Origin of the sequence: Limosilactobacillus sp. (assembly GCF_051873075.1) — a bacterium.
Classification (GTDB): domain Bacteria; phylum Bacillota; class Bacilli; order Lactobacillales; family Lactobacillaceae; genus Limosilactobacillus.
Genome location: NZ_JBJEEM010000015.1, coordinates 1 through 18,274, shown reverse-complemented (window position 1 = coordinate 18,274; position 18,274 = coordinate 1). Strand labels below are relative to the sequence as shown.

Below are 18,274 nucleotides of genomic sequence, written 5' to 3'. Positions count from 1 at the left end.
AAAAAAGTACCTCACAATCGTTAGAACTTTGTCTAACAATTATGAGGCACTTCATTGCCCTAGTTTGGCTTTTTATTTACTTGCGATCACTCATCCCAAAGATTTGCAAGAATGAGATGAAGAGGTTGACGAAATCGAGGTAAAGCTGCAAGGCGCCCACGATTGCCAGCCCCGTCATGGTGTTTTGGTCACTGTAGTTAATGTAAATCTGCTTCATCTTCTGTGCATCCCAGGCCGTCAAGACAACGAAGATGATGACGGCAATGAAGGAGAAGATGTAGGTAATGGCCGGACTGTTCAGGAACATGTTAACAATCCAAGCGATCATCAAAGCAATCAGCGCTGCCGTAGCGTGGGCGCCGAACCGGCTTAGGTCGCGCTTCGTTACCGTCCCGTAGATGGCCATCGTGGCGAAGACCGCCGCGGACGAGACAAAGGCCGCGGCAATGTCGGTACCGGTGTAGACACCAGCGATCAGGGCAAATTCAACCCCGTAGATGATCGAGATCAGCATCAGCATGACAAAGCCCCCGGCCGGATTCCGGGTGGCGCTGAAGCTGACCCCCATCGATAGGGCAATCGGCAACAGGAGGATGATCCAGACCATTGCCGGGTGGGCACCAAAGAAGCTCATCACCTGAACCCGAAAAACGGTCATTGTCAGGTAGGCACTCAAGGCCGAGACCAAGACGGCCAGGGTCATGTTCCCGTACATCCGGGTCAGGAACCGATTTACCCCCGTCGCGTCGGCCACGACCCGCCGGCCTGAATTACCAGAAAAGTTATCCATCAGATAATCCCTCTTTCTATTTATAATTAAAAACTAAACATTCTTAAAATAACATAAAAATGGTAGCCGTAACTACCATTTTAATTCATTAAGTCTACTTGTTAAGAATTTCTTTATACTTATCCTCGTACTTCTCGATGTCACCGGCACCCATGAAGATCACCACAGCGTCGTGGTACTGGGCCAGCTTGTCCATCGTATCCATGTCGATTCCTTCACTGCCCGGAATCTTGGCCTCAAGGTCAGCACTGGAGATGTTCCCCTTGTTTTCCCGAATGGAGCCAAAAATTGGGGTCACGTAAACCTTGTCGGCCCGGACAAGCGAGCTGGCAAAGCCATCGATGTAAGCCGCCAGCCGTGAGTAAGTGTGGGGTTGGAAGACCGCGATGATCTGCTTGTCAGGGTACTTCTGCCGTGCGGCATCGATCGTTGCCTTGATTTCGCTCGGGTGGTGAGCGTAGTCATCGATCATCTTGTCGTCCGCTACATCGGTCTCGCTGAACCGACGCTTGACCCCGGTGAAGTTGGCTAATTCCTTCTTGATGTCGGCCATGTCAACGTGTTCCATGTAGGCAACCGCCAGCACCGCCAGACTGTTCAAGACACTGTGTTCACCATAGAGGTGGATGGTGAAGGTCCCCAGCTTCTTATCGCGGAAGTAAGCATCATAAGTGGAGCCAGCCGGGGTCCGTTGGATGTTCTCTGCCCGGAAGTCATCGTTTTCACCGGTCCCATAGTAGTAGATCGGCACATCGACGTCGAGCTTGTGGAGATTTTCGTCGTCACCCCAAGCAAAGATCGCCTTCTTTACCTGACGACCGTACGTCTCAAAGGATTGGCGAACATCGTCAATATCCTTAAAGTAGTCCGGGTGATCAAAGTCGATGTTTGTCATAATGGCGTAGTCTGGGTGGTAAGCCAGGAAGTGGTCCCGGTATTCATCAGCCTCAAAGACAAAGAAGCGGTCCTGGGCGTTCCCCTTGCCGACCCCATCACCGATCAGGTAACTGGTGGGCTCGACAGCGTCCAAGACGTGAGCCAAAAGAGCAGTCGTACTCGTCTTACCGTGAGCACCGGCAATCCCGATACTGGTGTGATTAGCAACCTCGTTTTCGACCGCTTCTGGGTAGGACATGATCTTCAGGCCAAGTTCATGCGCCCGCTTGATTTCAGGGTGGTCATCGTCAAAGGCGTTCCCCTGGATGATCGTCATCCCCGGCTTGATGTTGGCCGGGTCAAAAGGCAAGATCTTAATGCCCGCCTCAAGCAGCGGTCCCTGGGTGAAGGTCTCCTTTTCGATATCGGAACCTAATACCGTGTTTCCCTTGTCATGCAGGATCCGGGCCAGCGATGCCATCCCAGTTCCCTTAATTCCAACAAAATAGTATGTTTGCTTTTCCATCAATCCAGTTTCCTTTCAGCTTTCATGCAATCAATTTAAAAGTCATTGAGGGACCAGCTTGAACTGGTCCCTCAATAAATAATAAAGCATTCTGCTTTTTTGGCAATAGCTTTCACAAAGAATTAACTATTTTGCTGGAAAGAAGGTGTTAGCCCGGTCAAAGTCAACCGCTTCCCCGACTTCTTGCCAATCATCAGGAATGATCCACAGGCCCTTCTTGTCAGGAGCGTTCTTCAGCCGCAGTTCACGGAAACCGCACAGCATTCCGTCACTCTCAACCCCCATCAGGGCACCCGGCCAGATAATCTTGCCATCCGGCATCATAGCACCAGGACGGGCAACGACCACCTTGATCCCCTCGGCCACGTTTGGTGATCCGCAGACAATCTGAACGGTCTGGTCAGCACTGATCCGAGTCTGAGTGATCTTCAGGTGGTCGGACTTCGGGTGGTCTTCGAGCTTTTCAACGTAGCCGACGATAAACTTCGACGTGAGGTCGGCCGTCAATTCTTGGGCAAAACCAGCCGCTGCCAGCTTTTGGTTCAGCTTGGCAACCTGGTCCTCGCTCAAGAAGACCTGGCCGTTTTCGTCCTTTAATTCCGGCAGGGTCTCGCTGGCCGCCAAGAAGTTGTAGCCCAGCAATTGGCCCTTGTCATTAGTGATTTGGGCAACCCCGTCGTTAACCTTGGTCGTCTGTTCGCTGCCATCGTCGGGCGCCGTGATCACGACCAGAATGTCGCCCATTTCTTTCGGGTTGTAACTTGAAATTAACATCAAATGTTCCTTTCCAATTTGAATTTGGGACCATCGCACACGGCGATGATCTCGTACCGCCATCTTATTTTACTTCAAATCACGCAAAAAATCTTCCACTTGTTGCTTAGTTTTCCGGTCCTTGCTGACAAAACGACCGATTTCTTCGCCATCCTGGTAGACCACAAAGCTCGGAATTCCAAAAATATTGAGGTCCGCCGCCAGGTCGATGTTCTCATCACGGTCAACCAAGTAGAAGTGCGCATCGCGAAAATCCTGTTCGATTTCGGGCATGGCCGGCTTGATCGCCTGGCAGTCCGGGCACCAGTCAGCGGTAAAGAAGAGCACGGATCGCCCATTCTGTACCCGAGACAACAGTTCATCCTCACGCATTACCGGTAATTTTTCCATAAGTTCCCACTCCCGTCTGTTTTTTATTATTATATCATCCTGGACAGTCCTTACAAAAAATAAGCATCAATCCCGCCGATTTGTTTTTCTGCTTAACGGTATGTTAAAATAGACGCGTCGTCTTAAATTACCCAATCTCCAAATATCTCAAGAAAGAAGTAATTTAATTATATGAACGATTCAAACAATACAGCTAATCCCTGGATAGTGCCGATTACCCTTGGCGCTTCCGGGCTGGCCGGTTTTATTGCGGGGAAGCTCTTCGGTAATCGGCCAATGTCTGCGCGGCGGATCTTGCGGATGGTCCGCAATGATTTTGCCCGTGAAGGTCAGATTGCCGGAAGCTGGATCGACCACCGTCCGGTACCGTTTCAACGGTTCGCCGTTAAGACGAGTGCCTACCAGGGTGGCCTGACCCGCCGTGAAGATGATGAGCTGGTCAACTACGAGTTCAAGGCTGACGCCTACACTGGTAGCTTACTGGAGCTCAAACGAATTGAAGACTAATTTTCAAATAAAAATGACCGTCGGGGAAATCTCCTCAGCGGTCATTTTTATTTATTATTCGAAATGGGCAGCCAGCTTATAGATCGGCTGACCCTTAGCTGCAAACTTCTGCTCGTACTCAGTTTCGACGTTGTGCTCATTTTCCTCGCTGTTGTGCAGGTCGAGCCAGACGCCGTCAAAGTGCATCCCGTAGTTGTTCATACTCTGCAGGGAGAACTCGAAGAAGCCCATGTTATCCGTCTTCAGTTCGATAGCACCCTGGTCTTTTAAGATCTCCTGATAGTTGGCCAGGAAGGTCTTGTAGGTCAGACGCCGCTTAGCATGCCGCTTCTTCGGCCACGGATCGGAGAAGTTCAGGTACAGCCGGTCGATCTCATGGGGTTCAAAGAAGGTATCAAGGTCTTCCCCGTCCCCGCAGATCAGTTGCAGGTTCGGCAAGGGCTCTTCGCTCAAGGCCTTCTTCAGGGCGATTGCGGCAACCGTCCGTTGGATTTCCAAACCGATGAAGTTATATTCTGGGTGGGCCTTAGCCATGCCAATGATAAACTGCCCCTTCCCCATCCCGACTTCGAGGTGGATTGGCTGGTGTTTTTCAAAGCGCTGTTGCCACTTACCCTTCCAATCGGCCGCATTCGTAACCATCATTTCTGGGTGCTCCGCGATCAGCGGATCAGCCCACTTTTTATGTTTAACACGCATAACTTAATTTTCCTCACTTAATTTCTTAATTCGTACCCGGAAGTACAGCCGGGTCAACAATAATACTTCAACAACGGCCAGCACCAGATTGAGACCAAACTGCCGCCAATTCAGTCCCATCCCCAGGCTTGCCAAGACGATCAGCAAGGCGACGAGGGACGTCACCTTGACTAACAGGCTTTGGAAATCCGTCTGCCGTTCCTTAAAGCTCACTGGGTACAGGTGGGTAAAGACGTTGCCATCGAACTGGTCAAACAACGGCATCAGCTGGGTGGCGATCAGGTAGATGAATAGCACCGTCAGGGCCGAATTGAGCCAGGTGATCGGCACTAAGAAGACCACCACCATCGCCAACAGGGTCAGCCGGATGATGATCCCGCTGATGTCGGTATTCCGCACCACGCCGCGAACGTACAGGTAAGACCATGGATGTCCGGATATCGTCAGCAGGCGAATCAGGCCATTCGCCCAGGTCCGCCGCTTGACGTTTCCCTGCACCTTTGGAACATCGGTGAAGAGGTTGAAGAAGCGGTAAACGCTGTACATCCGATCTTCCTCCGTCTTTACCGCCGCTGGCCAATCAATCGTCAGCTTAGCGGGATTGAACCAGTACCTGGAAATCACCAGCACGATAAGAGCCACGACCGCTCCCACGACCGGGTTAACCAGCCAGGTCACCAAAGACACGACCAGCGGAACCCCCCACTGAGCCAAGCGCAGCCAGCGCCGGTAGCGGAACCACTGCTGACTGATCAGCCCCTGGGCCAGGTCAAGCCAGCTGGCCTTAACCATGACTGCCACCAGGAAGGCTGCCACGATGCTGAGCGTCGTCATCTTCTCCGTCGTCAGCGCAAACGGCAATGCCACGAAGGCCCCCGCCAGAGTGATTAGTTCACCCAAAACGAGGCTGTAGCGGCCGGCCTGACGCAAATAGTGTTGCATTTGACTGACCTGGGGAAGAAGGAAGACGGGATCCGGCCGTTCTACCAGGGTGGCCAGCCGCCCAAGCTGGGCCAGGACGGTGAACCAAATCGCCAACAGCCACCGACTCCACCAGAGCTGCGGGCCAAGCTGGGGCAACCATTGGGAATACCCGTACGCCAGGGCCCCAAACAGGAAGAAGAGGGCGATGACAAAGTGGTCATTGAACACGAGCCGCCAGTACTTCAGCAAAAGCATGAAGTGGCGTTGCCGACGCTTGCTAAATAGATTATTCATGCTGACCATCCCTTGCTAAACGGAGGTAGATGTCGTCCAGTGATTCGTCCGCTTGGTCACCCAGCTTACGCAACTCGTCTAAGGTCCCACGAGCCTGCACCTTGCCATCGGCCAATAGGACAAAGCGGTCGCAATACCGCTGGGCAGTGTCCAGGACGTGGGTCGACATGAGGACCGCCACCCCCGCCTTCTTCTTCTGTTCAATGAGATCCAGCAGGTCGTGCACTGCCAACGGATCCAACCCGTAAAACGGCTCATCGACGATCAAGAGCTTGGCATCCGTCATGAAGGCACAGCAGATCATCACCTTCTGCTTCATCCCCTTGGAGAAGTTCGCCGGGAACCAGTCAAGCTTGTTGTCAAGGCGAAAGGTCGTAAGCAACCGTTGTGCCCGCTGCCAGGCCTGGTCATGGTCTAATCCATACGCGTCCATCGTCAACTCCAGGTGTTCGCGCAACGTTAATTCGTCATAGAGAATCGGCGTCTCTGGAACATAGGCAATCTGTTTTTTATACTCCTCTGGCTCTTCTGCAATATTGAGCCCATTTAAGGTGATTGTACCAGAGAAGGGCCGCAGGATACCGATCACATGGTTGATGGTCGTCGACTTCCCGGCCCCGTTCAGGCCGATCAGCCCGACCAATTCGCCCGGCTGAACATCAAGGCTGACGTCCTTTAGCACGGGAAGCTGGGAATAGCCCCCAACAAGGTTTTTAATCTCAAGTGCCACATTTCGCACTCCCTTCCTAATGTCTTTAGCATTTTATTATAGCATACCAGATTCGGCCTTCCGCAGTGAAGAAAGACACATTTTAAGTTATACTAGAAGGTAATAAACGATCAAAGGAGGGGATACATCATGACTGATTGTATCTTTTGTAAAATTATTGCCGGCGAGATCCCAAGCTACACCGTCTACGAGGACGACGTAGTCAAGGCCTTTCTAGACATTTCCCAGGGCACCCCGGGCCATACCCTGGTGATCCCTAAGAAGCACGTTCCCGACCTCTTTGCCTACGACGAAGACCTCGCCGCAGCCGTCTTCTCCCGGATTCCAAAGATCGCCCGGGCCGTTAAGAATTCTAACCCGGCCATTAAGGGGATGAACGTGATTAACAACAACGGCAAGGTAGCCTACCAATCCGTCTTCCACTCCCACATCCACCTCATTCCGCGTTACAGCGATGATGATGACTTCAAGATGATTTTCAAGGACAATTCCGGCAACTACAATGACGAAAAGTACCGGGAGATCCAGCAGGCTATCAAGGACCAGATGGAAGATGAACAATAATGGGAAACGAGATTCGGGACATGATTGCCGCCGTCCGAAAGTTGCGAAATCAGTTTGGCCAGTTGCAAAATAACGTCCAACAGCTGCAAAGTTCCCTGACTAACGTGAATCGTTTCATCGATGATGTCAATAAAGACATTGCCAAGTGGCAATTCAAAAGTCAGCCCCGCTTGACGCGGATCCAAAAGCTCATTGACCGGTTAAGTGAAAACAAGTAAGACACTAAAATCCCCCAGCGTTAACATTTCGCTGGGGGATTTTTACTGCCGGATTGGCTTATTTATTACTTGCTAGCACTGGATGACGCGCTTGAGCTGTTCGTGCCCAGGCTGCCGTTGGTCGTGCTGTTGGAATTCAGGTAATCGTCAAGGATGTTCTTTTCATCATTATCCTTGATAGAAACGTTCCCTTTCTTCAAAACATTAGAAACAACCTTGTGCAAGAAGGTACTGTTGTTCATGTTTTCCTGAACGATTTGGTTCCGCAGGTCGCTGATGTGCTGACTCTTCTTGCCCTTAGCCGGGTGTTCGATCATGTAGATGACCTGGTAACCGTCATCGGTCTTGACTGGAGTCTTCGTGTACTCACCAGTCTTCAGCTTGAAGGCTGCCTTCTTGTAGGCAGAGTCAAGTTGGGTGTCCGTGTTGTCAAAGGCCGGAACCTTCCCGCCCTGGTTCTTGTTAGAGCTGTCAGTTGACTTGGACTTTGCCGACTTCTTGAAGGTCTTGTAGGCGTTGTCGGAGTCGTTCAGCTGACTGATGATGTCTTGGGCTTCCGACTCACTGCCAACCAGGATTTCGGCGGTCTGGACCTTTGGCTGGTACTTCTTCCACTGCTTATTGATCTGCTTGTTAGTAATGTGGGAGTAGTCGCGGACAGCCGCTTGGAGCAAGAGGTTAGAACGAATCTGCTGCTTCAGTGACTTTTCCGTCAGACCGTTTTGCTGGAGGACAGCGCTGAATTGAGAGCCGTACTGTGACTTGTAGCTGTTGTATTCGGCGTTGACCTGCTTGCTGGTAACTTGCTTACCGTATTCCTTTTCCAGGACCTTATCCAGGATCATCTGCTGGAGGACCTGCTTACCATTGCTGGTGGCCTTCATGCTGCTGTAGTATTCGCTCTCGGTGATCTTACCACCGCTAGTCGTTGCCACCGCCTTGTTGCCGCAGGCGGCAAGGGGCATCATCAAGGCAACTCCCGCAACAATCGCTAATAATTTCTTGGATTTCAAAAAAACACATCCCTTAAAATAATTTGATTCGAAAACATCACCAACCAATATACCACACTTCCCGAGCCGATCCAGTCTCGATAAGGAAATGTTTACTGGTTCTTCATAATTTATTCAAAGAGCCAGGCGACGGCACCGTGCCGCCTGCCTGGCTCAGGTAAATAAATTACTTGTTTTCTGGATCCTGTGGCATGATCTCGCTGTAGAGGTTCTGCAGTGGTTCCGTGATGGTCTTATTAACTTGTTGCAGCATCTGGTCAACCTGACGTTCTTGGTTCATCAGGTCCATGACAGCCTTCTTGCCGCTGATTTCCTTAGCCAAGGTCTGGATAGCGTTGATCTCGTCATCGCTTGGTTTTTGGCCCTGCATCTGCTTCTTTTGGGCTTCAACCTGCATCTGTTGGAACTTCTTGAATGAAGTGAAGGCGTCTTCGTCGGCCTTCAGAGCTTCAAAAGCCTTCTTCAGGTTTTGGAATTCCTGCGTTTCAGTTAATTGCCGGCTCATTTCGTTAGCCGTGTCGTAAATATTTACAACCATAAATAATAATCCCCTTTTTTATTGAATCTCTGTAAATTGTATCATGTTTGACTAGTAATCAAAATAGCGATTTCACGCCGTTCCACCATTGGCTGGCCTTATTGCCGAAGTTATTGACCGACTGGTTGAACTGGTTGAGCAGGTCACCATCGTTATTAAACAGCGACTTCCAACCGCTATTCGACTTGCTTGTGTTGCTCTGTGCCCGTTCCTGAGCATCCTTAACCGCAAACTTGGTCCCTGGCGTATTATCGAGAATCCCCGTCATCTCGTTCTTGAACAAGACATTGATGTTGCGGTCGCTGATGTCGGTCAGGGTATGGTTGGCGCTAGTGTCGTCATAGCCTTCCCAGGTGGCCACCACGACATCCGGGGTGTAGCCGATCATCCACTTATCACGGTCACTGTCCTCGTCGCCCTTGATTCCGGAGTTGGTCGTCCCAGTCTTCCCAGCCAGGGTGTAGCCAGCCGGCTTGGCACTCGCACCGGTCCCGTGTTCGTATACCCCGATCATCATGCTAGTCATCTCGCGGGCCGTCTTGGCGGAGATAACGTGCTTGGTCTTGTTCCCCTTATTCTGGGCAATCACCCGGCCAGAGGCATCCTCAATCTTGGTGATGTAGTGGGCAGTCGGCATCTGGCCTTCGTTATCGAAGGTGGCATATGCGCGGGCCATTTGCTGGACAGAGACCCCCTTGGTCATTCCCCCGAGGGCCAGGGCCAGGTTCTTATCGCTCTTTTCTACCGGCAGGTCAAACTTCTGGGCCATAGCATAACCCTGGTTAACGCCGATCTTGTTGAGTAGCCAAACCGCCGGGGCGTTCAGACTCTCGTACAGGGCCTTGTACATTGGTACCGTTCCACTGTAGGTGTCATCGTAGTTCTTCGGTGTGTAGTGGTTGGTTCCATACGACTGCTTCTTGTCCTGAAGGGTAGAATCGTAGAAGTAGCCGTGTTCCAGTGCTGGCGTGTAGACCACGATCGGCTTGATGGTCGAGCCCGGTTGCCGCCGCATCTGGGTGGCCCGGTTGAAGCCCCGGAAGACGTGCTTCCCCCGGCCACCGACAACTGCCGTCACCCCGCCGGTCTTCGGGTCCATTGCCACCGAAGCTGATTGAACCTTAGCTCCATCGGCAGTATTGGCCGGGAAGTTGTCATCGTCATCGTAAGTCTGCTGCATCGACCGTTGCTGGTCCTGATCAAGGGTCGTGTAGACCTTGTAGCCATTGTTCATGATGTCTTTTTCGGAGATCCCGTACTTGCTCTCGGCCTCCGCGATCACCGCATCGAAGAAGTATGGGTACTTATAAGTATCGTTGGGAACATAACCATTAGTAACGGCCAACGGGACCTGCTTGTACTGATTGGCCTGGGCCTGCGTCAGCTTATTGTTTTCCACCATCAACTGAAGCACCAGGTTCCGGCGTTGCTTGGTGGCCGCTGGGTGCTCAATCGGATCATAGATTCCCGGTGAGGTCAGCATCCCGGCCAGGGTGGCGGCCTGCGGGACCGTTAATTCACTGGCGTTCTCATTGAAGTAGCGCTTGGCGGCGTCCTGGACCCCCCAGACCCCGTGGCCGAAGTAGGCGTTGTTGAGGTACATCGTCAGGATCTCGTTCTTGCTGTACTGATTTTCCACCTCAACGGCGATGAAGATCTCCCGGGCCTTCCGTGAAAAGGTCTGCTGCTGGGTCAAAAAGGCGTTCTTGACCAATTGCTGAGTTATAGTACTCCCACCACCAGAGATATAGTCCCGGTGCAAAAGCTTGTTCTTGACCAAGAGAAAGCCGGCCCGGCCAAGTCCCTTAATTGAGAAGCCGTGTTCCTTATAGAAGTTGCGGTCCTCGGTTGACAGCACCGCGTTCGGCACGTTCTTGGAGATTTGGTCCAGGTTAACATAGGTTCCTTTCTGCGCGTACAGGCTGCCGGCAGACTGCTTATTGCGGTCATAAATCACCGTTGTTCGTTCCAGCCGGTTCTTCAAGTTTTTAACATCAGCCGTCTTGGCAACAAAGGTCAAATGAATACTCGTGATCAGGAAAAGACTAAGGCAGATAACAATAAGCCAACGGGTCAGCTGGTAACGATACCAGAAACGTTTCACCCATCTTTTAATCCGTCCGCCAGCGTGTTTGAGCGCCGTCCAAGTACGGGCGCCGACTGACTTTAACCACGCCATCACCTGTTCTTTAAAAGGTCTCTTCTGTGGTTCTCGCTTCATTCTCATTTTCTCCCGTTCATTAATTGACTGTCTGTCATTTTAGCATATAACCAGATCCAGGCCATAAAATTCCGTAATCTTTTAGTAAAGCTTTCCTTTCTCGTCGCAATCACTTATAGCAGTAAAATCCGAACATTGTTATGAAAAGTTCTAAAAAGAATTAATTTGTGGCTTAATTTTATGGTGGTCTTGTGTTAAAATCTGACTGTTAATTATTAAATTGCTTTTCGCGCAATTATCAAACGGGAGAGAAGAATTTTCATGAATAACGATATTGAACGGGTACTTTACAGCCAAGAAGAGATCGAGCACCGCGTCGATGAACTGGCCGAGACGATCACTGAAAAATACCAGGACCAAAACCCCTTGGTAATTTCAGTTCTGACCGGCGCCATGATCTTCACCAGTGACATGCTGAAACGGCTCAACTTCAAGCTCAACCTTGACCTAGTCGATGTCTCCAGCTACGACGGTGCCGATTCGACCGGGCAGGTCAAGCTCGAACTCGATCTCAAGTCTGACGTCAAGGACCGCCCTGTTATCATTATGGAAGATATCATTGATACCGGCCGGACCCTGAAGTACCTGGTCCAATTACTGAAGGACCGGGGAGCCAAGAGCGTCGCCGTCTGCGCCCTGCTCGACAAGCCTGATCGCCGCACTGTCGAGATCGAGGGGGACTACGTTGGCTTCACCACCCCGAACGAATTCCTGGTGGGCTATGGCCTCGACTACAATAACCTCTACCGCAACCTCCCATACGTTGGGGTTCTGAAGCGGTCGGTCTACGAAAACTAAACTCAATCCATAAATCCCCACCCGGCAGTCATGGTGGGGAATTTTATTCTCAACTAACGGAGGTCCTTTATTTGAAGCAAGGAGTTTTACTGATCAACCTCGGCACCCCCGGGGCCCCCACAGCAGAAGCCGTTCGGCCATACCTGCGGCGTTTTCTCGGCGATCCACGGGTCATCACTGTGCCCCGCGCCATCTGGTTGCCCATCCTCAACCTGATGATCCTGCCCAAGCGGCCTGCGGAATCAGCAGCCAAGTACCGGCAGATTTGGTCACCAGAGTTTGGTTCTCCGCTTGCCCACTACACCAAACAACAAGCCGTCCAGCTTCAAAAGCAGCTGGGCGACGATTACCAGGTGGCCTACGCGTATTCCTACAGCAAACCGTTCATTGCTGAAGCATTGAAGCAGCTGGAGGACGCCGGGGTGCAACGACTGACGATCATCCCCCTCTACCCCCAGTACTCGACAACCACCATCGGGTCGGTCATGGATGACATCAACCGGTTCTACTACCGGCACCCATACGTCCCCGAGCTGCGGATCATCAGCGGCTTTGCAGGGCGCAGCGACTACCTGGACCTGCTGGCACACAATATTCAGGTCGAGCTGGACCAGAACCAGTATGACCTAGTCCTGATGTCCTTTCATGGGATCCCGGTCAGTTATGCCCAGAGCGGCGACCCCTACCCGCGGCAATGTCAAGCCACCACTGATGGGGTCAAGGTGCGGCTGAAGACTGACGTTCCGATCATGCAGACGTATCAATCGAAGTTCGGCCCGGCAGAATGGCTGACACCCGCGACTGACGAGACGGTAAAGGGACTGCCGAAGAAGGGGGTCAAGCGGGTCCTGGTAGTTTCACCCGCGTTCGTGGCGGACTGTCTCGAAACCCTGCACGAGCTTGACGTGGAAAACCGCGAGTACTTCATGGATAATGGCGGAGAATTCTTCAAGGTGGTTCGCTGTTTCAATGCTGACCCAGCATTTACCGCGGTTCTTAAAAACATCGTCCTCGATAAATAATATCTGTAGATATACAAAAAGCAGCACCGGCCAATTGGCTGATGCTGCTTTTTGTATATGTCAGGCTGGAAAAGACACGCTAATGCTTCTTTCCAGCTTAGATTACATTTCGTCTGGTGCTTGGATGTCCAGCAGGTTCAGGGCGGACTTCAGAACGTTGCTGACCGCCTGCGTCAGTGCCAACCGAGCCTGTTGACCCTCATCCTTGTCCAGAATCCGGGTGTGGGCGTAGTACTGGTTGAACTTCTTAGCCAGTTCCAGAGCATACTTGGCAACCACGGATGGGTCGTAGTTGAGCGCCGCCCGCTTGATCGCTTCACTGTATTGACCAAGGAAGCTGATCAGCTCCCAGGCAGCATCGCCAACCTTCGTCAGGTCAACATCGCTGAAGTCCCGGATGCCACCCTTCCGCAGGATACTCTCAGCCCGGGCACGTGCGTATTGAACGTACGGACCGGTTTCCCCTTCAAACTTAACGACGTCTTCCAACTTGAAGTTAACCGCGTTCCGCCGGTAGTTCTTCAAGTCATGGAAAATAACCGCGCCGACACCGACCTGCTTGGCCACTTCATCGGCGTTCTTCAGATCTGGGTTCTTCTCTTCAATCTGCTTCCGTGCCAGGTCGATGGAGTCATTTAAGACGTCTTCCAGGGAGACAACGTTCCCCTTACGAGTGGACATCTTCTTCCCATTCAGGTTCATCAGACCGAAGGAAACGTGAGTGATCTGGTCCCACCAGTTGAAGCCCATGTCCTTCAATGCCAGCTTTAGTTGACGGAAGTAGGTCTCCTGGTCAGCCCCGACAACATAGATCGACTTCGCAAAGCCGTACATCCGCTTCCGGAAGAGGGCCGTCGCCAGGTCACGAGTGATGTAGGTGGTCGTACCGTTCGACTTGATGATCAAAAGTGGTGGCAGCTTGTACTTATCAAGGTCCACAATCTGTGCTCCCCGACTTTCCTTAAGCAGGCCCTTATCCTTCAACAGTTGAATCGGTTCAGCCATCTTTTGGGCACTGAAAGCTTCCCCGTTGAAGGAATCAAAGTGAACATTCAGCATATCGTAAACCCGCTGGAAACGTTGCAAAGACATTTCCCGGAACCAGTGCCAGAGCTTCCAGGCCTCTTCATCGCCGTGTTCCAGTTTGGCAAACCATGCCCGACCTTCTTCGGTGTATTCTGGGTGCTCATCAGCCTCGGTGTTGATCCGCACGTAAAGCTTAACCAGGGTGTCAATTGGTTCTTCCTTTAAGCCCTTTTGAACTTCTGGCTCGTCACCCCACATCTTGTAGGCCGCCATCATCTTCCCGAATTGGGTTCCCCAGTCACCAAGGTAGTCAATTCGGATCAGGTTGTAGTTAACCTTCTCCAGGATCCGGGCAACGGATTCACCGATCATGGTTGAACGCAGGTGTCCCATCCCCATCGGCTTGGCAATGTTTGGTGATGAGTAGTCAATCGGCACATTAGCCTGGTGACCAAGGTCCAGGTCACCGTAGTGCTCTGGGTCAGTCAAGATTTCCTTTAAGATGTCGGAACCAACCTCCGCCTTATCCAGGAAGAAGTTGATGTATGGTCCGGCAACGACAACCTTTTCAAAACCATCCTGGTCGACCTTTTCCACCAGTTCACTGGCAATCATCTGCGGAGCCTTGTGCAGGGTCTTAGCCAAGAAGAATGTTGGGAAGGCATAATCACCATTATTGGCATCCTTTGGCCGTTCAATCTTGTCTGCGATGTCGGCAACATCCATCTCCGGCAATGCTTTTGAAAGCGCGGTTACAACTTTTTGCTTTTCGTCCATAGTATTCCTCCTTATATCAAAAAACGTCCCTAATAAGCCAGCAACTTACTAGAGACGAGTTCATTTCCCGCGGTACCACTCTAATTGAATTAGAATTCCACTCTTAATTATTAAACTATGCCTACAAGGCACGCCTTCATAATCAACGCATTCCTAACTCACACCATCATAGGATCGCTGTAAAGCAATTGATTACTACTACTCCTTGATCATCAGTTTTAACACTGTTTTATTATAACAAAATCCAATCTAATTACAAGGAAAATCATTGATCGGTCTGTCCACGGCGATTATATGCTAAAATCAAAGTATTAAGAAATGGTGAAAGGATGATGTGAATGACAAACCAAGATATTCAAGCATTGACGATTGCCGGACACGACTCAGATGGTAGTGCCGGAATGCCTGCCGACCTGCATGCCTTCTTCGTAGACGGGGTCTATGGTCACGGGATTCTGACCGCGGCTGTTGCCGGCAACTCGTATGACATCACCGCCCAGCAGGTAATGCCCAAAGAATTTATCGCCGAACAGTTCCGCCAATTGGCCCGGGACTTTACGATCAGTGCGGCAAAGACCGGCATGTTAGCCAACGATGATGTGATTAACGTTGTCGCCGACCATTACGATCCCAAGATATTCGGTCCTCTGGTGGTCGACCCAGTCATCATCACCAAGCATGGTGCAATGCTGTTGGCCCAGTCAGCCTATGAGCTCTTCCGCCAACGGATCATTCCCCTGGCCACGGTCATCACCCCCAACTTCTACGAAGCGCAAAAGCTGGCCGAGATGACCATCGAAAGCCGCGCAGACCAGCTCACCGCGGCCCGACGCCTGCAGGAGATGGGCGCCAAGAACGTGGTTGTCAAGGGTGCCCACAGCAGTGCCAACCAAGATACCGTCGACGACCTGGTCCTCTTAGCAGACGGTCAGCACTTCTGGATGTCCAAACCGTTTATCAAGACCAGCCGGCTCAACGGCACCGGGGACGTCTTCTCTGCCATCACCGCAGCCGAACTTGCCAAGGGCCAGGGCGTCGCTGCTGCCGTCTGCAAAGCCAAAGCGGCGGTCCACACCGCCATCGCTAGCCCCCTGACGATCGGTCACAAATTCGGTCCAATCAACAATTGGGCTGCACAAGCTGAACTAAGAAAGGAAGAATGATCAAAATGCTTGATAGCTATACTCATAAGGTTGTCCTCGTTGGAGACGGATCGGTGGGTTCTGCCTTTGCATTCTCACTGCTTCAGTCAACCAACGAAATCGATGAGTTGGTCATCGTCGATCGAAACCAGCAAAAGGCCGCCGGGGATGCCGCCGACCTTGCAGACATCACCCCCTTGACCAGCCCAGTACGGGTCATCGCCGGTAGCTACGAAGATGCTCACAACGCAGATGTCGTGGTAATCACTGCCGGGGTGGCCCGAAAGCCTGGTGAAACGCGCCTGGACCTGGTCAACAAGAACGCGGCTATCCTCAAAACTATCGTGGACCCGATCGTGGCCGCCGGTTTCAAAGGTGTCTTTGTCATCTCAAGCAACCCGGTCGACATCCTAACCACCCTCACCCAGCGGCTCAGCGGCTTCCCAAAGGAACGGGTCATCGGTACGGGAACTTCACTGGATTCAATGCGGCTGCGGATTCTTCTCAGCCACCGGCTCCACCTCTCCGTCAATGCGGTTGACGCGCAGATCCTTGGCGAACATGGCGACACCTCGTTTGCCGCCTTCAACGAAATCACGATCAACGGCAAGCCTCTCACTGAACAAGTTCAGCTCAGCGACCAAGCTAAGGAAGAAATCGAAGACGACGTTCATCAAGCCGGCGGACGAATTATCGGCAACAAGGGCGCAACCTTTTACGGGGTTGCAAAGTGCCTCGCCTACATCACCAGCGCAATCATCGAAAACCTCAACGTGGTCCTGCCGATCTCGGCCCCACTAGAGGGTCAATACGGAATTGACGGCATCTACCTCGGTTCACCGGCCGTCATCAATAGTCAAGGAATCGGTCAGGTAATCGAATACCCGCTTGCCGCCGACGAACTGGCCAAGATGAAACATTCTGCCCAGGCCATGCAAAAGGTCCTGAACAGTATTCAAATTTAAGTTAATAAAGCTAAAAAAGCCCCGGTTGATTCCGGGACTTTATTTTTGTACAAAAAAAGCAGGAGCAACAACTCCTGCAACTGAAGCGGGTAACGAGAATCGAACTCGCGACGCAACCTTGGGAAGGTTGAGTTTTACCACTAAACTATACCCGCATAAACTAGCTCAATTAACTTACTAAGCTAGTATATAACTTTATTAACTATTTGTCAGCCTTTTTAGACGATTTTTTACTAGTTTTTTTCTTGGCAGTCGATTTAGGCGACTTGGTTGACTTTTTGTCGTCCTTTTCTTCGTCAGCCTCATCGTCGTCTTTTTCCTCGCGAGGAACAGCCTTGATCATCTTTGCTTCCTTTTGGCGAATGACGGCCCGGCCGTTCAGTTCATTAACGCCGCCCTTATCAGAGGGGTCAAAGTCCTGGATCGAAATCATAATTGAATTATTGTAGACCTTCTCAACGACACCAGAGAAGTCGTGCTCCATTGGCCCGAACTTCTTGCCCTTTACAACATCACCAATTTCGAAATCAGCCACTAAAGTTCACCTCATTGATATATATTCGTTTGCAATATATGATACTTTACACTTTTTAACAATCTTTTTCAAGTTAAAAGTCTGCTGGTGTCCGGCTTGCGGGAATGCTAAAATTATGGAAAGGAGTGAATTTCAATGTTACAAGCGATTGCCATCTTCACGGCCGCCTTTTTAATTGTGGCCAACCTCGGTGGAAGCAAAGCCAAGAAAGAAAAACACGTGACCGACTGGTTGATGTTTGCCCGGCTGTGTTTCTTCATCCTGCTAACTGTTTCAATTGTTAAGCTAATTCTGACTTTTCCCCACAACTTATGGGTCGGCCTGATAATAATTGCCTATCTGATTTTCGTGTATGCTTTTATGGAAACAACCTTCCGACTCAAGCGTGAAACTTTTGGCAATCCCAACCGTTCCTACATGGTGATTTTGACCCTGGTAATCGCCCTCGTCGCGGTCACGCTCTGGTTTTAAAAAACTTTTTTTGAATTAATTTTTAAAAAGGCTTGGCAATTAACCAGAATTTAGATATAATAATTTACGTTGTCTGGTTGAGATGACAAAGCAACTTAATGAGTTGATGCCCCAGTGGCGGAATTGGCAGACGCGCAACGTTCAGGTCGTTGTATGGGTTTCCATGTACAGGTTCGAATCCTGTTTGGGGCATTACTAGCCCGGTAGGAGTTTTTCTACCGGGATTTTTGTTTATCGATCCGTAAATAAAGCGCCATACATTCAAGCTAGGCATTTCATGACCGACTCGCATGAAGCTTTCGGCAATCCCCTTGTTTCTACATGGTGATTTTTGGCTTAGCGATCATCCTCATCGTGGTCATGCTCTGGTTTCCAAAACTTTTTTGAATTATTTCTAAAAAAGGCTTGGCAATTAGCCGGAATTTAGATATAATAATCTATGTTGTCTGGTTGAGATAACATAACAACTTAATA

General features: G+C 50.9%; 20 protein-coding genes and 2 tRNA genes. 9 read left to right on the top strand and 13 right to left on the bottom strand.

What is annotated here, in order from left to right:
* Positions 1-76: 76 nt before the first annotated feature.
* The 4 genes from ACI31J_RS02375 to ACI31J_RS02360 form a co-directional block, all read right to left on the bottom strand.
* Positions 77-790 (bottom strand): Bax inhibitor-1/YccA family protein, encoded by a 714-nt coding sequence (locus ACI31J_RS02375; RefSeq protein ID WP_439772849.1) that lies wholly within the window; start codon positions 788-790, stop codon positions 77-79.
* Positions 791-884: 94 nt separating this feature from the next.
* Complete coding sequence (murC, locus tag ACI31J_RS02370; protein ID WP_439772848.1) at positions 885-2,192, bottom strand: UDP-N-acetylmuramate--L-alanine ligase; 1,308 nt, start codon at positions 2,190-2,192, stop codon at positions 885-887.
* A gap of 126 nt (positions 2,193-2,318) precedes the next feature.
* Positions 2,319-2,966, bottom strand: a complete 648-nt coding sequence (gene ytpR, locus ACI31J_RS02365) for a YtpR family tRNA-binding protein (RefSeq protein WP_439772847.1) — start codon at positions 2,964-2,966, stop codon at positions 2,319-2,321.
* 69 nt (positions 2,967-3,035) lie between these two features.
* The gene (locus ACI31J_RS02360; protein WP_439772846.1) at positions 3,036-3,356 is read right to left on the bottom strand and encodes a thioredoxin family protein; all 321 of its coding nucleotides are present in this window, start codon (positions 3,354-3,356) and stop codon (positions 3,036-3,038) included.
* A gap of 171 nt (positions 3,357-3,527) precedes the next feature.
* Here ACI31J_RS02360 and ACI31J_RS02355 point away from each other — a divergent pair, with 171 nt between their 5' ends.
* Positions 3,528-3,863: a hypothetical protein gene (locus ACI31J_RS02355; protein WP_439772845.1), complete on the top strand. Its 336-nt coding sequence runs from the start codon at positions 3,528-3,530 to the stop codon at positions 3,861-3,863.
* Positions 3,864-3,917: 54 nt separating this feature from the next.
* Here the strand turns inward: ACI31J_RS02355 and trmB are convergent, their stop codons facing one another.
* The 3 genes from trmB to ACI31J_RS02340 are packed head-to-tail and all read right to left on the bottom strand — an operon-like array spanning position 3,918 to position 6,510.
* Entirely contained in the window at positions 3,918-4,562 is a 645-nt protein-coding gene (gene trmB, locus ACI31J_RS02350) for a tRNA (guanosine(46)-N7)-methyltransferase TrmB (RefSeq protein ID WP_439772844.1), read from the bottom strand.
* 3 nt (positions 4,563-4,565) lie between these two features.
* Positions 4,566-5,780 carry an ABC transporter permease gene (locus ACI31J_RS02345; protein ID WP_439772843.1) on the bottom strand — a complete coding sequence of 405 codons (1,215 nt, stop codon included), beginning with the start codon at positions 5,778-5,780 and terminating at the stop codon, positions 4,566-4,568.
* Positions 5,773-6,510, bottom strand: coding sequence for an ABC transporter ATP-binding protein (locus ACI31J_RS02340; protein WP_439772842.1), 738 nt, complete (start codon positions 6,508-6,510; stop codon positions 5,773-5,775). The genes ACI31J_RS02345 and ACI31J_RS02340 overlap by 8 nt, the downstream gene beginning before the upstream one ends.
* A gap of 129 nt (positions 6,511-6,639) precedes the next feature.
* Here ACI31J_RS02340 and ACI31J_RS02335 point away from each other — a divergent pair, with 129 nt between their 5' ends.
* On the top strand, positions 6,640-7,074 hold the full coding sequence (locus ACI31J_RS02335; RefSeq protein WP_439772841.1) for an HIT family protein: 435 nt from the start codon (positions 6,640-6,642) through the stop codon (positions 7,072-7,074).
* The gene (locus ACI31J_RS02330) at positions 7,074-7,292 is read left to right on the top strand and encodes a hypothetical protein (RefSeq protein ID WP_439772840.1); all 219 of its coding nucleotides are present in this window, start codon (positions 7,074-7,076) and stop codon (positions 7,290-7,292) included. The genes ACI31J_RS02335 and ACI31J_RS02330 overlap by 1 nt, the downstream gene beginning before the upstream one ends.
* 65 nt (positions 7,293-7,357) lie before the next feature.
* On the opposite strand, the gene ACI31J_RS02325 is transcribed toward ACI31J_RS02330, so the two are convergent.
* The 3 genes from ACI31J_RS02325 to ACI31J_RS02315 all read right to left on the bottom strand — a co-directional run bounded on the left by ACI31J_RS02325 (position 7,358) and on the right by ACI31J_RS02315 (position 11,064).
* On the bottom strand, positions 7,358-8,305 hold the full coding sequence (locus tag ACI31J_RS02325) for a peptidylprolyl isomerase (RefSeq protein ID WP_439772839.1): 948 nt from the start codon (positions 8,303-8,305) through the stop codon (positions 7,358-7,360).
* A 166-nt stretch (positions 8,306-8,471) separates the two neighbouring features.
* Positions 8,472-8,843, bottom strand: a complete 372-nt coding sequence (locus ACI31J_RS02320; protein ID WP_439772838.1) for a YlbF family regulator — start codon at positions 8,841-8,843, stop codon at positions 8,472-8,474.
* A 58-nt stretch (positions 8,844-8,901) separates the two neighbouring features.
* Positions 8,902-11,064 carry a PBP1A family penicillin-binding protein gene (locus tag ACI31J_RS02315; RefSeq protein WP_439772837.1) on the bottom strand — a complete coding sequence of 721 codons (2,163 nt, stop codon included), beginning with the start codon at positions 11,062-11,064 and terminating at the stop codon, positions 8,902-8,904.
* A 261-nt stretch (positions 11,065-11,325) separates the two neighbouring features.
* Between ACI31J_RS02315 and hpt the strand changes: the two genes are divergently transcribed.
* Both hpt and hemH read left to right on the top strand, forming a co-directional pair.
* A complete protein-coding gene (gene hpt / locus ACI31J_RS02310) occupies positions 11,326-11,862 on the top strand; it encodes a hypoxanthine phosphoribosyltransferase (RefSeq protein WP_439772836.1) in 537 nt (178 codons plus the stop codon).
* Positions 11,863-11,933: 71 nt separating this feature from the next.
* Complete coding sequence (hemH, locus tag ACI31J_RS02305) at positions 11,934-12,884, top strand: ferrochelatase (protein WP_439772835.1); 951 nt, start codon at positions 11,934-11,936, stop codon at positions 12,882-12,884.
* A 102-nt stretch (positions 12,885-12,986) separates the two neighbouring features.
* Here hemH and argS read toward each other — a convergent pair whose 3' ends face one another.
* The gene (argS, locus tag ACI31J_RS02300) at positions 12,987-14,687 is read right to left on the bottom strand and encodes an arginine--tRNA ligase (protein WP_439772834.1); all 1,701 of its coding nucleotides are present in this window, start codon (positions 14,685-14,687) and stop codon (positions 12,987-12,989) included.
* A 338-nt stretch (positions 14,688-15,025) separates the two neighbouring features.
* On the opposite strand from argS, the gene thiD reads away from it, so the two are divergent.
* Both thiD and ACI31J_RS02290 read left to right on the top strand, forming a co-directional pair.
* Entirely contained in the window at positions 15,026-15,850 is an 825-nt protein-coding gene (gene thiD, locus ACI31J_RS02295) for a bifunctional hydroxymethylpyrimidine kinase/phosphomethylpyrimidine kinase (RefSeq protein WP_439772833.1), read from the top strand.
* Positions 15,851-15,855: 5 nt separating this feature from the next.
* Positions 15,856-16,794, top strand: a complete 939-nt coding sequence (locus ACI31J_RS02290; RefSeq protein WP_439772832.1) for an L-lactate dehydrogenase — start codon at positions 15,856-15,858, stop codon at positions 16,792-16,794.
* Between the two features lie 84 nt (positions 16,795-16,878).
* Here the strand turns inward: ACI31J_RS02290 and ACI31J_RS02285 are convergent.
* Together ACI31J_RS02285 and ACI31J_RS02280 are read right to left on the bottom strand one after the other, a co-directional pair.
* Positions 16,879-16,949, bottom strand: a tRNA-Gly gene (locus ACI31J_RS02285).
* Positions 16,950-16,996: 47 nt separating this feature from the next.
* Positions 16,997-17,329, bottom strand: a complete 333-nt coding sequence (locus ACI31J_RS02280; protein ID WP_439772831.1) for a hypothetical protein — start codon at positions 17,327-17,329, stop codon at positions 16,997-16,999.
* 135 nt (positions 17,330-17,464) lie between these two features.
* On the opposite strand from ACI31J_RS02280, the gene ACI31J_RS02275 reads away from it, so the two are divergent.
* Both ACI31J_RS02275 and ACI31J_RS02270 read left to right on the top strand, forming a co-directional pair.
* Complete coding sequence (locus ACI31J_RS02275; protein ID WP_439772830.1) at positions 17,465-17,800, top strand: hypothetical protein; 336 nt, start codon at positions 17,465-17,467, stop codon at positions 17,798-17,800.
* 108 nt (positions 17,801-17,908) lie between these two features.
* Positions 17,909-17,992 (top strand) — tRNA-Leu (locus ACI31J_RS02270).
* Positions 17,993-18,274 lie beyond the last annotated feature (282 nt).

Bases quoted from the DNA above. Each gene is read 5' to 3' on its own strand.
- ACI31J_RS02375 (WP_439772849.1), bottom strand. From the start codon at position 790: ATGGATAACTTTTCTGGTAATTCAGGCCGGCGGGTCGTGGCCGACGCG.
- murC (WP_439772848.1), bottom strand. From the start codon at position 2,192: ATGGAAAAGCAAACATACTATTTTGTTGGAATTAAGGGAACTGGGATG.
- ytpR (WP_439772847.1), bottom strand. From the start codon at position 2,966: ATGTTAATTTCAAGTTACAACCCGAAAGAAATGGGCGACATTCTGGTC.
- ACI31J_RS02360 (WP_439772846.1), bottom strand. From the start codon at position 3,356: ATGGAAAAATTACCGGTAATGCGTGAGGATGAACTGTTGTCTCGGGTA.
- ACI31J_RS02355 (WP_439772845.1), top strand. From the start codon at position 3,528: ATGAACGATTCAAACAATACAGCTAATCCCTGGATAGTGCCGATTACC.
- trmB (WP_439772844.1), bottom strand. From the start codon at position 4,562: ATGCGTGTTAAACATAAAAAGTGGGCTGATCCGCTGATCGCGGAGCAC.
- ACI31J_RS02345 (WP_439772843.1), bottom strand. From the start codon at position 5,780: ATGAATAATCTATTTAGCAAGCGTCGGCAACGCCACTTCATGCTTTTG.
- ACI31J_RS02335 (WP_439772841.1), top strand. From the start codon at position 6,640: ATGACTGATTGTATCTTTTGTAAAATTATTGCCGGCGAGATCCCAAGC.
- ACI31J_RS02330 (WP_439772840.1), top strand. From the start codon at position 7,074: ATGGGAAACGAGATTCGGGACATGATTGCCGCCGTCCGAAAGTTGCGA.
- ACI31J_RS02320 (WP_439772838.1), bottom strand. From the start codon at position 8,843: ATGGTTGTAAATATTTACGACACGGCTAACGAAATGAGCCGGCAATTA.
- ACI31J_RS02315 (WP_439772837.1), bottom strand. From the start codon at position 11,064: ATGAAGCGAGAACCACAGAAGAGACCTTTTAAAGAACAGGTGATGGCG.
- hpt (WP_439772836.1), top strand. From the start codon at position 11,326: ATGAATAACGATATTGAACGGGTACTTTACAGCCAAGAAGAGATCGAG.
- argS (WP_439772834.1), bottom strand. From the start codon at position 14,687: ATGGACGAAAAGCAAAAAGTTGTAACCGCGCTTTCAAAAGCATTGCCG.
- thiD (WP_439772833.1), top strand. From the start codon at position 15,026: ATGACAAACCAAGATATTCAAGCATTGACGATTGCCGGACACGACTCA.
- ACI31J_RS02290 (WP_439772832.1), top strand. From the start codon at position 15,856: ATGCTTGATAGCTATACTCATAAGGTTGTCCTCGTTGGAGACGGATCG.
- ACI31J_RS02275 (WP_439772830.1), top strand. From the start codon at position 17,465: ATGTTACAAGCGATTGCCATCTTCACGGCCGCCTTTTTAATTGTGGCC.